The organism is Streptomyces sp. PA03-5A (assembly GCF_033792725.1).
Taxonomy (GTDB): Bacteria; Actinomycetota; Actinomycetes; order Streptomycetales; family Streptomycetaceae; genus Actinacidiphila.
In genome coordinates this window covers 295,968-310,281 of sequence record NZ_JARAVL010000006.1, presented here as the reverse complement: position 1 = coordinate 310,281, position 14,314 = coordinate 295,968, and the positions used below count along the sequence as shown (strand labels likewise).

Genomic DNA, 14,314 nt, shown 5'->3' with positions numbered 1-14,314 from the left:
GCGACTGGAAGACGTTGTTGAACACGATCCAGGAGCCGACGTCGTAACCGGCGGCCGGATCGACCGCCGTCACCTTGTCCGTGATCCCCATCGTGAGGGACTTCCCGGAGGCCTCGCCGTCCGACCCTCCCGAACCGCAGCCGGCGACCACGACCGCCGTCAAGGTCGCGGAGAGCGGGAGCGCCAGTCGCTGGACTCGATTCCTCACAAGACTTCCCTCACTACTTTTTGGTGAACCTATCCCTGCTCACGCTCATACAGAAGGAATTTCCGGATTCGCGCCAGCCGGCTCCTCATCCTGCCAGGCCCACCGACGGTTCCCGAACCCGGGGTGACCAGCCCGAACGGCGGCAGGCGGTGGCGCGTTCGGATCGCGGGCCGTCAATCCCGGACGACACACGTGCAGCAGCCACTTACTAAGCGTTCGCTTTTTGCTTTCGAATTGCCGCGCAATGGCTCGATCATGGATATCGCCCGCACCGCGTGCCGACGAAGCAAAAGGCGGCCCGTACCCACAGGGGGGTACGGGCCGCCTGGTTCAGCGACCGGCGTCCGCCACGCTCGGTCCTGGAGGACGCCCGGGCGTCATCGGCGGAGTGCCTTGAGTGCCTGACGGACCAGTGTCGCGCGGTCGGACGCCGAGGTGACGTGCTCGAGCCCGAAGCCGAGCAGCACGGTGTCGTCCGTGGTGACGGCGCCCTGCGTCAGCGGGCCGGTGCGCACCCAGTCGCGCTGGGCCGGCGGGCTGCCCGCGGGCGGGCCGGTGACGGTCCAGGGGCCGAGGGAGGTCTCGAAGCCCTCGGTCTCGGTGACCGCGCCGCCGATGACCAGCGAGGTCTCGTCGGCCTGGACGCCCTGGCCGCCGGAGCCCGGGTCGGTGACGTAGCTGAGCGAGACCTCGACCTTCTTGCCCGCGTAGGCGCTCAGGTCGAAGTTCACCGGCTGCCAGCCCTGGGACGCGCCCGTGAAGCTGTTCCAGGCGCCCGAGGTGCCGGTCGCCGTGCAGCCGTCCGCGCCCGGGGTCAGGTAGTGCGTCAGCCACGGGTGCTCGCCGATGTAGAACCCGGCCTCGCACTCGGCGGGCACGGTGGTGCTGGTGGCGCCGCCGGCCTCGGGCAGGGTGGTCCAGTCGTCGGCGCCGACGGTGTGGACCTCCAGGATCGCGTTGTCGTAGCCGGGCTCGGTGCTCCACAGCAGGCGGGAGCGGAGGGTGGGCGAGTCGGCCGCGCTCACGCCGGTGAGGTCGATCGTCCGGGTGAGCCGGTTGTAGGCGTCGTCGGTGTGGACGGCGGCCGCCATGTACGAGCCCGCGTAGGGCGCGTCCGAGCCGACGGACCCGGTGTAGCGGCCGGCTCCCTTGCTCGCGAACTTCGGGAAGGTGGCGGGCGCCAGCCAGTCGGAGGTCACCCGGTAGGTGCCCGCCGTGTCCAGCGGGTTGCCGGTGGCGGCGCCGAGCGGACCGGTGAAGCCGGCCAGTGCGCCCGTGCCGCCGAAGCCGGTGGCCCCGGTGGTCGACGTGCGCGAGTACGCGCCCAGGTAGTACTGGCTGAAGTCGTTCGAGGGGGTGCCGTCGGCCAGGGCCACGTTGCCGCCCGTCCGCTCGCCCGCCTCGATCAGCTTGCCTCCCTCGTTGAGGTAGGCGCGCAGTTCGAGCTGGGTGGGATTGCCCGGCAGGGCCGCGCCCGTGTAGTGCACGACGGTGCGGAAGTGTGCGAGGACCCCGAGCGCGTCGGGCGCGCCCTGGGTGGCGACGTCCCACACGGCCGCGCGGTGGCCGTTCGTCTTCAGGGCGTCGACGTACGCCGCGGTCTGCGTGGCGGGTGCGCCTTCCTCGGCGACGACGAGGGTGTCGGCCGAGGGACGGGCGGCCACGGTGTAGGTGAAGTGGTCGCTGGAGACCTTCTTGCCGCTCTTGGTCCGGGCGGTGAACCACACCTCGACCTTGTCGCCGACGTCTCCGGCGCGGACCTTCGCACGGTACTCGTCGAAGTAGAGGTCGTCCTCACCGCCGTAGGTCTCGCCACCCCGCCAGGAGCGCAGCGCCTCGTCCTTCGTGCGGCCGCCGTTGACGCGGTAGTTGAGCTCCCTGTCGCGCAGCGACTTTCGGGCGACGACCGAGACCTCCTGGTCGTTGCCGCGCGCGTAGGAGGTGGTGAAGGACCCCGGGGTGAAGTCGGCGGCGTCCAGGCCCACGGAGGAGGAGGGGACGTCGGGGTGGGAGGCCGTCTCGGCCACGGAGAGCGCGAACGGGACGTTCTTCTCGAACTCCTGCTCGATCAGCTTCTCGTCGTCGGGGAAGTTGAACCCCGACTGGCAGTCGGAGGCCACCCACTGGTCGTCCGGGTCGATGTCGGACGCGGTCTGGCACGTCGACATCTCGGGCGTGAACATCGCCAGGCCGTTCACGTTGGACGCGTGACCGTCGGCCTCGCCGTTGGTGGTGTACAGCTCGGACGACACCTGCGGGTGGTAGCCGGGGATGGCGGAGTTGTCCGGCGTGCCGGCCAGCGCCTTGTACAGGACGTCGTCGGGGGTGTCCGTGGCCACCTGCCAGCCGACCCCGTAGAGCAGCAGCTCGGCGGCGGAGTGGTAGTTGATGCCGTACGTGAAGTCGATGCGCTTCTGGAACGCGTCCAGCGCCCGCGTCTCCGGCTCGGAGTTCGGGCCGGCACCGCGGTAGGTCTCGCTGGCCGGGTTCGGCGACGAACCCTCGTTGTCGTAGCCCCACTTGTAAGCGAAGTTACGGTTCAGGTCGACGCCGTCGCCCGCGGATATGACGCCGTCGCCGTTGTTGTCCCGCAGGTTCTTGCGCCACAGGCGGGTGTCGTCGCTCTGGAAGGTGTAGTCGTAGCCGTCGGGGTTCGCGGATATCAGGAACCACAGCTCGGTGGAGTCGACGAGCTTCTTGATCCGCTTGTCGGTGCGGTAGTTGTCCAGGTAGTGGTGCATCAGCCGGCGGGTCATCTCCGGCGTGATCCACTCGCGTGCGTGCTGGTTGGACATGTACAGCACGGAGGGCTTCGAGCCGTCCTTGGACTTCGCGGCGTCCTTGGTGACTTTGAGGGCGAGGATGTCCTGCCCGCGCGTGGTCTTGCCGATCGAGACGACCTTCGTCAGCCCGGGGTTCGCGCGGTTGGTGGCGAGGATCTCCTCCTTGATGCCGCCCTTGCCGCTGTAGGGGCGGAACACCTTGTCGGCCGCGTTCTGCACCCGCGCCTCGGCCTTGGCGCCGAGCGTGTGCTCGGTGAGCCGCACGCCCTCGCGCCGCAGTTCCTCCGCCTGATCGCCGGTGAGGTACACCTCGACCGAGGTCGTGCCCTGCGCCGGCGGCCGCTCGCTCAGCTCCTGCGCGTCCTGGCCGGCCTGGAGCAGCAACGGGATCTGGCTCTTCGTCACTTCCGCGCGGTACACCTTGACGGTGTCCGCTCCGGCGGCGGCCGTGCCCGCGTCGCGGGCCTGGGCCATGGGTGCGACGGCCGCACCGGACAGGATGAGGGCACCGACTGCAGCGATCGATAAGGATCTGGTTCTCACGAGCATCCCTTCACGTCGTTCCAGGACAGAGGCGCCAATCCCATAAGAAGTCAGGTCGCCCGTCAAGGTGCCGGGAAAAACGCGCCTCGGGGGTCGGCGTCCCGCGGGAGCGGACATTTCCCTTTGAGCAACGGGAAATTCGGCCGCCATTGCCCGAAGGCCGGGGCGAGGCGTCGGGAGAATTTCGGGATCTCGGTGAACGCGGTTTGTGATAGCCCGGGTGCACGTCGCGAGCACCTGCTACTGGCGGGAATAACTCGTTCCGCGCTCGTGACGCGCCGACACCCCCTGCTGCGGGGCTCGGGGAACGTCGACGGAGAGGGCGAGGGCGAACAGCTTCGTCAGCTCCTCGACGTCCAGTGAGGCCAGCGGTTCCGCCGGGAAGACGTAGCGCAGCATGACCAGGCCGGTCAGTTGGGCGGACACCGAGGACGTGAACATCGGTGACCGCTCGGTCTCCTCTGGGACGATCCGGCCCAGGCACGAGGCGAGGGCCGCTTGGACACGGTCGCGGAGCGTCCTGGCGATCGGCCCGTCCGACATGCCGGTCCGGTACACGCGACCAGTGCCGGGCGGGTCGACTCGTCCTCCCAGACGGGGAGGAACGTCCGGGCCATCCGCTCCCCCCGGCTCATGGGAGCGGCTTGCGCCTCCTCGGCCGTGGGCCCGTCGAAGAGGGTGGACAGGTCGATGCGGGAGGAAACCGCGTGCCGGAAGAGGGCGTCCTTGCCGTCGAAGAAGGAGCGGATCATCGCGGGGTCCACCTCGGCGCGCCCGGCGATCGCGCGCAACGTGGTGCCCGAGTACCCCTTGGCGGCGAAGAGTTCGAGCGCGGCGTGAGGATCCTGGTCCTGGTGTTGCTCCTCCGGGCACGGCGGCCGGCGCCGTCGCTCATGGCTCCGTCACATGGTGGGCGCGCACGGCCGCGATCACGGTGTCGGCGGTGCGGTCGAGGTGACTGCGGCCTTCGGACGACCGTGCGGTGGGGCTGATGTAGCCGAGCGGTCCGACGTGCGTGGCCGGGTCGAGCCGGTGCACGCTGATCTTTCCGGCACGGCGGGCCCGGTTCCAGCCACTGCCGCGGACCAGCGGCCAACGCTGGGGGAAGATCCAGGTGCCGAGCCTTTCGATGCGGTCGCTCGCGCTCGTCAGCCGGTGCAGGTGCTCGGCATGGGTGAGGTCGTTGGCGCCGTTGTGGAACCCGCCCAGCGTGATCAGCACAAGTGGCGCGTGCAGTTGGGCGTGCAGTTCGTCGACCGCACCGGTAGCGGTGGTCGGCGGCGACGAAGATCTGCACGACGTTGTGCAGGAACAGCAACAGTGCGACGCGGCGGCGCAGCCACGCCCAGACCGGCCGCTCGGCAAGGGGCTCCGCGAGGGGCGAGTAGGGCTGGACCTGGCCCAGTACCCGCAGTTCCGGCGCCCTGGCGATGAGGGCCGCGACGAGCCGGCCGCCGTCACGGGTGTCGCGGACGCGGCGTTTGCCGATGCCGTCCAGGTAGACGAGGTACGCGTCGGGGTGGCCGTCGGGAGCCGCGCCGCGTGCGTAGGGAACGCCGTCCGGGAGTGCGGTGACGGGGGCACGCCAGTGCGCACCGTAGGCCAGCACCTCGTAACGGGCCAGCAGCGCTTCGGCGATCAGCGCCGTGCCGACCGCGAACGCCCACATCAGGTACCCGTTCATGTCTGCGCCTCCAACAGTTCGGTCGTGCTGATCCGCACGACCAGGCGTCGGACGGCCTCGACCGTCACACCCAGCCCGGCCCCCGCGAGGGCCACGCAACCGGCGGCGGCCCACCAGCCCAGGCCGGCGGCCGTGGCGAGCCGGTCGGCCAGCCCGGCCCCGACCCCGAAGAAGAGCAGCAGGTGGAGCATGGGCCCGGGCCAGGGGAACGCGAGGACGCCGGCGAGCAGCAGCGGGGCCGCCAGGCCCGGCGTCCACACCGGTCCGGCGCCCGGCGGTGGAGCGGACAGTGCCAGTTCGGCCAGCGTGGCCGCGCTCTGCGGCCACACCGCGAGCACGGCGGCTTCGATGAGGCCACCGCCGATCAGTGATCCCGCCACGAGGGTGCGCGGCATGCCCGGCCGGCCCACCGCCAGGGGCAGGATGCGCCCGGCGGCTTTGGACACCCCGGCGAAGGCCAGCAGGATCATGGCGGCGAGCGACATGGTTCAGCCTCGCCCCCGCACGTGGGCGTGGACCGGTGACCGGTCGGCGGAACCCGCGGCCCGCAGGTACCGCTCGAGTGCGTCGGCCGCACCCAGGTGTCCGCCGGCCGCCCGCTGGGCGGTCCGCAGGGCGGCCGCGGCAGCCCTGAAGCGGGGGTCCTGGACGAGGCGTACCGCCCGGGCACGTACCGCGTCCTCGGTGACCTTCCGGGTGAGGATCGACAGTCCGCGCCAAGTTCCTGGACGCGACGGGCCACCATCGGCTGGTCGGCTCCCTGTGGGACCACGAGCATCGGAACCCCGGCGTACAGGGCCTCGTTGACGCTGTTCATTCCGCCGTGGGTGACGAACAGCGCGGAGCGGGCCAGCACCTCGGGTTGCGGGACGAAGGGACGGACGAGCACGTTGGACGGCAACGGGCCCAGCGCGACGGGGTCGGTGCGTCCGGCGGAGACGACGGCGGTGCCCCCCAGTGCCGCCAGCGCGGTGGCGAGGGTGCGCAGCAGGTGCGGGTCGGCGTTGAACACCGTGCCCAGCGACGCGTACACCACGGGGTCCCGCAGCCGGTCGGTGGGGAAGGTGGGGTCGGCCGGGCGGGCGCCGATGCTGGGACCGACGAACCGGTAGGTCCCGTCGAAGCGTTCGGCCTGGGGCTGGAACGCGCGTGAGGTGAAAACGAGGTTGAGCGGCTGGCGGAGGTTGCCCAGGTCGATCGGGGGCAGTCCGTGGGTGTCGTAGTGGTGGCGCAGGTCCTGGCGTGACCGCAGATAGCCCCGGACGCCGCGTGGGTGGGCCGCCGCGGCGGTCAGCAGGTCCCAGGAGCCGCGGGTGGGGCTCGGCACGTCCCGGTTGAACGCGAAGGTGGTGAACGACGAGGCGGCGGGCACGCCGAGTTCACGGGCGGCGACCGCGCCCCACAGGCAGGCGTTGTCGTGGACGATCAGGTGCGGCCGGATGCGGCGCAGTGCGGCGAGCACCGCGGGCAGCAGGCCGACGGCACTACGGGCGAGCCCTTCCAGCAACGTGACTGGTGTCGGCGGATCGGGGAGCGGCTGCTCGCCGCCGGGGTAGAGGTACACCTCGGCGCCGGCGGCCTCGATCTCCTCACGGAACCCGGCCGTTACACGACGGTATCACTCAATACCGTCTCGTGTGCGACTAATGCTGACCATGTCTCGCCGGCCGGCGCCGGCACCATCCGCGGGGGAACGACGAGAGCCGCGTGGCGGGCGCACCACGCGGCTGGACGGTCTTCGCTACGGCGGGCTTACGCCTCGCCACCTTCGGGATAGGCGAACCGGGTCAGCAGGTCCTTCAACCGCTCGGGCTCACCGGGAGCCAGTTCGGCGACCAGATGCTCGGCCAGGGGCACCGCCGCCACGTGGGCCGCGTCGAACAGCTCGACGCCGGCGGGCGTGATCTCCACCGCCCGCACCCTCCTGTCCCCCGGAACGCCTTTGCGCACGGCGAGCCCCTTGCGCTCCAGGTCGTCCACGACCCGCATGATCCCCGCCTTGTCCGACCCGGTCGCCGCGGCCAGGTCCCGCTGCACCGTGGGTCCGCGGTCGACCAGCACCATCAGCACCGCGAAGTGCCGCACCTCGATGCCGAGCGGCCGGAGCGCCTCCCCCATCACCGCGCCCGCGCGCCAGTGCGCGCGGCGCAGCAGCAGCCCCAGGGCGAACGGGGAGGTGTCCCCGGGTCGGTCGGTCGCACGCGGGGCGCTGGTTCCACGAGGGGCGTCGGCAGTCATGTACGCACATTACCAGCCATCTGCTCGTTCGAGACCGTATCGAGTGATACCGAACCCTGCTCCGGGCGCCCGCCGCGCCGCCGGAGGCTGCGCGTACGCTCGGTGCAGTCACCAGCGATCAGGAGGTGGGCGGTGCGGCGGGCGTATCTGCTGTGGACGGTTGCGGCGGCCGGATTCGCCGTGGACCAGGTCACGAAGGCGATCGCCGCGGTGGTCGTCGAGGGCCACGAACCACGGCACGCCCTGGGTGGCACGGTGACCTTCACCGCCTTCCGGAACTCCGGGGCGGCCGGCTCCTTCGCTCCCCGCGCGACCCTGGTCTTCACCCTCGTGGCGGTCGTCGCGCTCGTGGCCATCGCGCGGGTCGCCGGCTCCGTACGCTCCACGGGCTGGGCGGTCGGCCTCGGGCTGATCTTCGCGGGTGCCGGCGGGAACCTCGCCGACCGCGTCTTCCGCACCCCCGGGTTCGGCCGGGGAGCCGTGCTGGACTTCATCCAGATCGGCGATTCCGGGATCTTCAACCTCGCCGATCAGTGCATCACGGCCGGCGCCGTGATCGTCCTCATCCAGGCCTTCCGCGGCGTCCCGCTGCGTGCCGCCGTCACGGGCGGCGTCGGGGGCCAGGCGCTGGAGCGGTAGCGGCGACGGGGCGCGGCCCGTCACGCCGTCAGCTGGATCTCCTCACCGGAGTCATCACCCGCATCAGGGCCCAGGGCCCGTACAACACCCCCGAGCCGGCGAGCTACTACGGCGACGGGCGGGGCTACACCGACTACCCGGCCCTCGTCTGACCCCGCCCGCGTGCCGCCTCACCGGCGGCCCGCCGCAGCCGGACGCGCCGGGCGGCTCCCTCCCCGGGACACGCCGGGCGCTCTGGTAGGACTCGTCCCACGGCGCGGGCGGGCACGGGTTCCATCGCCGTTCGGACGTTCGGAGGCCATGAGGTTGCCCCACTTCTCAGCCGGCCGTGCCGGTGGCCTCCTGCACGACGCCCTGCGCCCCGGCGGCGGGCCCGGCTACCGGTACGCCGCCGGGCTGCGCGCCGCGGTGAGCATGGGCATCCCCCTGACCGCCGGGGCCGCCACGGGCCACCTGTCGTGGGGGCTGACCGCCACCATGGGTGCCTTCACCGCCGTCTACGGTGCGAAGGAGCCCTACGGCCGGCGGGCGGTGCTCCTGGCCGGGGTGGCCGCAGGGTTCGTACTCTCCGTCGCCGCCGGGTCGCTGGCCGGGGGCAGGACCTGGCTCGCGCCCGTCGTGATCGGCCTCGTCGGCGCGGTCGCCACCTACGTCTGCGACGCGCTGCGGATCGGGCCACCGGGTGGCTACCTGTTCGCCCTCGCCTGCGCCATGTCCACCCCCCTGCCCGTCGACGCGGCGGCAATCGGGCAGCGGGTCACGCTCACCGTGGCCGGTGCCACCTGCGCCTGGCTGGTCTCGATGTCGGGATGCCTGATCGACCGCCACGGGCCGGAGACCACGGCGGTCGCCGACGCCTACGACCAGCTCGCCGCCTACCTCGACGCGATCGGCGGCCCCCGCCAGGACGCCGCCCAGCACCAGGCGGCCCTCGCACTGCGCACCGCCTGGTACGCCGTCGCGGCGCCGCCCCAGCCCCTGGGCCGGGCGACCGGGCGGGCACGGCTGCGACCGGCCGTGCGGCAGGCCCACCACGTGTTCGCCGCCGCCGTCCGCGCCGCCGCCACGTCCCCTGCGCCGCTCCCCGGCGACCTCGCCGCAGCGCTGCGCCGCACCGCCGGCTGCCTCCGCCACCGGCGTACGCCCCCGCCGCCCCCGGCCCACGGGCCCGGCGGGGAGCCGGCCGCGCGTCGCGCGGTGCGCGGCGAGGTCGAGCAGGCGGTACGCGATGCCGCGTCGGGGGCGCCGCCGGACGGCGAGGGGGAACTCCTCGACCCGTCCAGCGCCACACGGCTGCTCGCCTCGGCCAGGAAGCGGCACTCGCTGGTCCTGCCCGCCGCGCTGCGCGTCGGATCGGGCGCCGTCATCGCGGGCTGGCTCGCCCACGCGTGCGGACTCGCGCAGCCCTACTGGGCCTCCGGCGCCGCCATCGTCGTCCTGCAGGGCGCCAACGTCACCACCGTGATCCGGCGCGGTCTGCAACGGGGCACCGGCACCGCCGCCGGGGTCCTGCTCGGCGGCGCCGTCCTGGCCCTCCACCCCGGCCCGCCCGCGCTGGTCGCGGCCGTGATGCTCGCCCAGTTCGCCGCGGAAGCCGTCCTGGCCCACAACTACGCCCTCGGCGTCGCCTTCATCACCCCCCTGTCGCTGTTCCTGACCGAGGCCGCGCAGCCGGCGTTGCCCGTGAGCCACCTCGTCACCGCCCGCCTCCTCGACACGGTGTGCGGTTGTGCGGTCGGCGTGGCCGCGGGGCTCACGCTCTGGCGGCGCACCTCGACCGTCCGGCTCCCCAGCGCCCTCGCCCACGTCATCCGTGCGGAAGGCACGACCTGGCACCTGAACCTCAGCGCGGGCGACGACGCCGGGCACAGCGCCGCCGCGAGGGCCCGGCACCGCCTGCGCACCGACCTGATCAACCTCCGGGCGGTCGCCGACAGCGCCGCCGGCGACCGCCCCGCCCCCTGCGAACTCGCCCGGCTCTGGCCCGCCATCGCCGCCACTCAGCAACTCGGCTACCTGGCCATCTCCACCACCCGCCCGCTGCCCCCGCAAGCGCGGCCCGGCCCCGACGACGCCGCCCGCGTCCAGCGTGCCTTCGACGCCCTCGCCGCCTCGGCCGCCACCGTCACCCCGCCCCCGCCCCTCGACCTGCCCCGCCTTCCGGGGCCGGCCCGCCTGGACGCCGCTCTGCACGGCCTCCACAGCGCCCTGAGCACACCGCAGGCCGAGGAGTGCGGCTGCCGGCCGCTACGGCGCGGGCACCGCTGAGTCAGTACGGGCACGGCGGTGTCCCACCCGCCGCCGGGCGTCCTTCAGCACCCGGCGGGCGGCGAGCAGGCCCGACGTGGCGTTGTTCCCCGCGCCCGGCCAGGTCGCGGCACCGGTCAGGTACAGGCCGGGGACCGCCGTGCGGTATCCGCCGTGCCCGGGCATCGGCCGGAACAGGAAGTTCTGCGCCAGATGGTGGCTGCCCCCGGTGCTGTCCCCGCCCACCAGGTTGGGATCGGCCGCTTCCAGGTCCTGCGGGGTGTACGCGGTGACGTGGGCGATCCGCGCCCGGCTGCCGGGCGCGTAGCGCTCCAGCTTGTCCAGCACCCGGTCCGTCATCGCCTCGGCGACGTCCGGCCAGTGGGTCTGCCGGATCGTGCCCGCCGCGTCACCACGGATGCGGGTGGGCATCGTCCGGACCTGGATCCACACGACGTGGCGGCCCGCGGGGGCGCGTGTCGGGTCCACGGCCGAGGTCTGCCCGACGATCAGCAGGGGGTCCGCGGGCAGCAGCCCCGCCTGGGACTCGGTGTAGGTGCGCGCCAAGTCGTCGACGTACGGCGCGACATGGACGTACCCGAAACCGGCCAGCTCCTCCCCCGCCGCCCACGGCAGCCGGCCGTCGAGCGCGAGGTGCAGCATCAGCGTGCCCGGGCCGTACAGGAAGCGGTCCGCCGTACGGCGCACCCGCTCCGGCACGTCCTCGGGTTCCAGCAGGTGCCGGTACAGCGCGGCCGGAGCGGTGTTGGCGATCACCGCGCGCCGTGCGGTGATCGTGCCGCCCTCCGCCGTACGCACCCCGACGGCCCGTCCGTCACGGCACAGCACGCGCTCGACCTCGACACCGGTGCGGACCTCGCCGCCGTGGTCGACGAGGACCGCCGCGAGCGCCTGCGGCAGCCGCTGCGCGCCGCCCTCAACGACCGACATGCCGTTCTCCATGTCCGCGAAGAGTTCCAGGAGGGGGAACATCGCTCCTCCGGACACGTCGGGGGCGAAGTCCAGGTGCATGCCCCAGCAGGCCGCCATCGCCTGCGCCTCGGGCGTGGCGAACCAGACCCCGCCCAGCTCGCGGGTGCTCATGAGCAGCGTGTGCGCGAGGTCGCCCGCGCCCCGCACGCCGTGGTGGCGCAGCAGGCTCAGCACCTGGCGTGCCGCCGACCGCGACGGCAGCGCGGATCCGTAGAGCGCGAACAGGTACGGCGCGAACCGCTGATACTCGCGGTACAGGCCGGCGAAGCCGTCGGCGTCCCCGGCGTCGTGGGCCGCGAGCTGCTCCATCGTGCGCGCGTAGTCGCCGTACACCCGGACGCTGCGGCCCTCGGGGAAGACGTTGGCGTAGGGGCGGTCCGTGGTGCGGAACCGCAGCCCGTGGCGCGCCAGTTCGGTGCCGAAGTCGGCGTACGCCCGGGAGCCGAGGAAGAGGTTCTGGTTGGTGGAGTACAGGTCGTGCACGAACCCGGGCAGCGTCACCTCGCCACCGGCGATCGCACCGCCCACGGCGGCGTTGCGCTCCAGCACGGCCACCGACCAGCCCGCCCGCGCCAGGTACAGGGCCGCCACCAGGCCGTTGTGGCCGCCCCCGACGACGACCGCGTCGTAGTCGCGGGAGCCGGCGGCCGTCATCGCCCCGCCCTCGCGCCGCGTGTCCTCTCGCTTCGCCAAGCGGTCATGGGCCTTGTCCTCCGTTCGCCGGTGAGGGGGCGGCGATCAGCAGTGCCGTGTCGTCCGTACCGGGGGCGGTCCGCAGGGCGTGTTCGAGGAGACTGTCCGCGACGGCGTCCACGCCCTGGTCGGCCGCCGCCACCAGGTACTGCACCAGGTCGGCCGCGGCCAATTCGGCGTCTGCGCCGGGGGATTCGACGAGTCCGTCGGTGTACATCGCCAGCATCGTGCCCGGCGGCAGGGGGATCTCCGTGGTGGGGTAGTCGCCGTCCGGTGCGATGCCCAGCAGGAGGCCCGGCGTGAGTCCGAGGATCCCCGCGCGGCCGTCGGGATGGCGGATCAGGGGCGGGGGGTGACCGGCGGTGGCCAGCCGGGCGACGTGCCTCCGCAGGTCGATGTGGGCGAACAGGCAGCTGGTGAACAGACCCGGGTCCAGGTCGGACAGCAGGCGGTTGGTCCGGGCCAGCAGGTCGCCGGGTGAGGAGTGGGCGGTGGCGTAGGCGTGCACGGCGATGCGGACCTGCCCCATCAGGGCGGCGGCCTGCAGGTTGTGGCCCTGGACGTCGCCGATGGTGACGGCCGCGCAGTGGGGTCCGCAGTGGATGAGGTCGTAGAAGTCACCGCCGATGTCGCTCCCGTGGCCGGCCGGCAGGTAGCGGGCGGCGACGTCGAGACCGGGTACCCGGGGCAGTTCCTTGGGCAGCAGGCCGGCCTGCAGGGTGCGGGCGAGTTGGTGCTTGGTGTCGTAGAGGTGGGCGCGGTCCATGGCCTGGGCGATGAGCCCGGCCAGCGCGACGAGGACGGTGCGCTCGGACTGCGGGAAGGGCCGGGGCCGGTCGTAGGACAGGACGAGCAGCCCGACGGGGCGGCCCGAGGTGATCAACGGCAGGAAGGCCCAGGCGTCCCTGTGCCGGAAGCGCAGGGCCTCCGGGTGGGCGCGGTGCAGTTCGGCGAAGCTGGAGAAGAACAGCGGGGTGGCGCGGGTGAGCGCCTGGGCGGTGACGATGCCGGAGGTCAGGGGCGTTCCGTCGATGCGGGCCATGAACTCGTCGGTGTAGCCGCGGTGGCCGGCCAGGCGCAGGCGCCCGCCCTCGGCGAGGAGCACGACCAGGCCCTGGGCCTCGAACGCCGGGATGAGCTGGTCGGCGACCTGGTCGACCACGTCCTGCACGCCCACCGCCTCCGTGAGCCTCGCGGCCAGGTACATCAACTGGTACATCGCCGACGCGCCGACCGGGCCGCGGACGCCGGCAGGGACCACGGACTCCTCCGCCGCGTCCATCCGCTCCCGCGGTGAGCCGACGATGCTGACGCTGATCCCGGTGGGCCCCGGGTGGAGCCGGAAGGACAGCCACTGGTCCGGTGGACGCAGGGCGGTGAACCGGGTGGTCTGCTTGGTGATGACGGCGGCACGGTACGCGTCCTCGAACGCCGGGCCGTCCAGCCAGAACAGCCGTTCCCACGGGCGTGAGCCCTTCAGGTCCGCGGCACCGACGCCCAGCAGGTCGGCCGCCGCCGCGTTGAGGAACCTGACCCGGCCCTCCAGGTCCAGCGAACAGCACCCGGTCGGCAGCCGTTCGGCGAAGTCGTACGCCGCCAGCGCCTCGGCCCGTCCGGGCTCCCGACGCCGCGCCGCCCGCAGGATCAGCGCGTCCGCGCCGGCCAGGACGGGGTGGCCCCGGTCCGAGTAGTGCCTCAGCAGCCGCCCCGACCTGCCGCAGAAGATGCCGATCGTGTCCCGTTCCCCGGGGCTCAGGACCGGAGCGTGCCAGATCGGCCACAGCAGGCACACGCCACCCCACATCACGTCATCGTCCATGATCGGCGCCGCCGCCAGCATGATCTCGTAGGGCGCCACCAGCGCGACCCGGGGAAAGCGTTCCGCCAGTTCCTTGGAGTTCCCCACCCACACCAGCGACCGCTCCCGCACGGCCTGCGCCACCGGGGCCGCGTCGTCCAGGGCGATCCGTGCCCACGGGGCGGCGATCCGCCGGGACGTGCCGGACAACGCCACCAGCTCCAGCATCCGCTCCCCCGGCGCGAGCACGTAGAGCATGCCCACCGCGGTGTCGGTGTCCCGGACGAGACCTTCGAACAGGCCGGCGAAGCGCCGCATGCCGCCTGTCAACGGTTTCACGTCATGCCGGGTCACCGCGTTCGCCCCCGTCGCCGTCGTGCCGGGACACACGGGCAGGCCACCGGCGGTACCGGGCCCGCCGAGCCGTCCGTCCGTGCCGCAGAGCCCCGCGGCCCCAGCACCGCTCTGGTCCCATAACCGGACCATAC

Annotated in this window: 10 protein-coding genes and 1 pseudogene; 2 read left to right on the top strand and 9 right to left on the bottom strand. The window is 72.9% G+C overall.

Annotation, left to right across the window (positions count from 1 at the left end; all coding sequences use genetic code 11):
* From PV410_RS09995 to PV410_RS09965, 7 genes and pseudogenes are all read right to left on the bottom strand, one after another.
* Window positions 1-208 (bottom strand): annotated as a pseudogene (locus tag PV410_RS09995) (ABC transporter substrate-binding protein); the annotation flags it as partial.
* Between the two features lie 377 nt (window positions 209-585).
* Window positions 586-3,534, bottom strand: coding sequence for a M14 family metallopeptidase (locus tag PV410_RS09990; RefSeq protein ID WP_500323705.1), 2,949 nt, complete (start codon window positions 3,532-3,534; stop codon window positions 586-588).
* Between the two features lie 240 nt (window positions 3,535-3,774).
* Window positions 3,775-4,092, bottom strand: a complete 318-nt coding sequence (locus tag PV410_RS09985; protein ID WP_500323704.1) for a TetR/AcrR family transcriptional regulator — start codon at window positions 4,090-4,092, stop codon at window positions 3,775-3,777.
* A 333-nt stretch (window positions 4,093-4,425) separates the two neighbouring features.
* Window positions 4,426-4,755 (bottom strand): hypothetical protein, encoded by a 330-nt coding sequence (locus PV410_RS09980; protein WP_500323703.1) that lies wholly within the window; start codon window positions 4,753-4,755, stop codon window positions 4,426-4,428.
* Between the two features lie 459 nt (window positions 4,756-5,214).
* Window positions 5,215-5,703, bottom strand: coding sequence for a hypothetical protein (locus tag PV410_RS09975; protein WP_500323702.1), 489 nt, complete (start codon window positions 5,701-5,703; stop codon window positions 5,215-5,217).
* Window positions 5,685-6,782, bottom strand: a complete 1,098-nt coding sequence (locus PV410_RS09970; protein WP_500323701.1) for a macrolide family glycosyltransferase — start codon at window positions 6,780-6,782, stop codon at window positions 5,685-5,687. The genes PV410_RS09975 and PV410_RS09970 overlap by 19 nt, the downstream gene beginning before the upstream one ends.
* A 188-nt stretch (window positions 6,783-6,970) precedes the next feature.
* Window positions 6,971-7,456 (bottom strand): MarR family winged helix-turn-helix transcriptional regulator, encoded by a 486-nt coding sequence (locus tag PV410_RS09965; protein ID WP_500323700.1) that lies wholly within the window; start codon window positions 7,454-7,456, stop codon window positions 6,971-6,973.
* Between the two features lie 132 nt (window positions 7,457-7,588).
* On the opposite strand from PV410_RS09965, the gene PV410_RS09960 reads away from it, so the two are divergent.
* Both PV410_RS09960 and PV410_RS09955 read left to right on the top strand, forming a co-directional pair.
* Window positions 7,589-8,095, top strand: a complete 507-nt coding sequence (locus PV410_RS09960) for a signal peptidase II (protein WP_500323699.1) — start codon at window positions 7,589-7,591, stop codon at window positions 8,093-8,095.
* Window positions 8,096-8,395: 300 nt separating this feature from the next.
* Window positions 8,396-10,363 carry an FUSC family protein gene (locus tag PV410_RS09955; protein WP_500323698.1) on the top strand — a complete coding sequence of 656 codons (1,968 nt, stop codon included), beginning with the start codon at window positions 8,396-8,398 and terminating at the stop codon, window positions 10,361-10,363.
* Here the strand turns inward: PV410_RS09955 and PV410_RS09950 are convergent.
* Together PV410_RS09950 and PV410_RS09945 are read right to left on the bottom strand one after the other, a co-directional pair.
* The gene (locus PV410_RS09950) at window positions 10,343-12,028 is read right to left on the bottom strand and encodes a phytoene desaturase family protein (RefSeq protein ID WP_500323697.1); all 1,686 of its coding nucleotides are present in this window, start codon (window positions 12,026-12,028) and stop codon (window positions 10,343-10,345) included. The two genes, PV410_RS09955 and PV410_RS09950, sit on opposite strands and share 21 nt — an antisense overlap.
* A 4-nt stretch (window positions 12,029-12,032) precedes the next feature.
* On the bottom strand, window positions 12,033-14,165 hold the full coding sequence (locus tag PV410_RS09945) for a SpoIIE family protein phosphatase (protein ID WP_500323696.1): 2,133 nt from the start codon (window positions 14,163-14,165) through the stop codon (window positions 12,033-12,035).
* Window positions 14,166-14,314 lie beyond the last annotated feature (149 nt).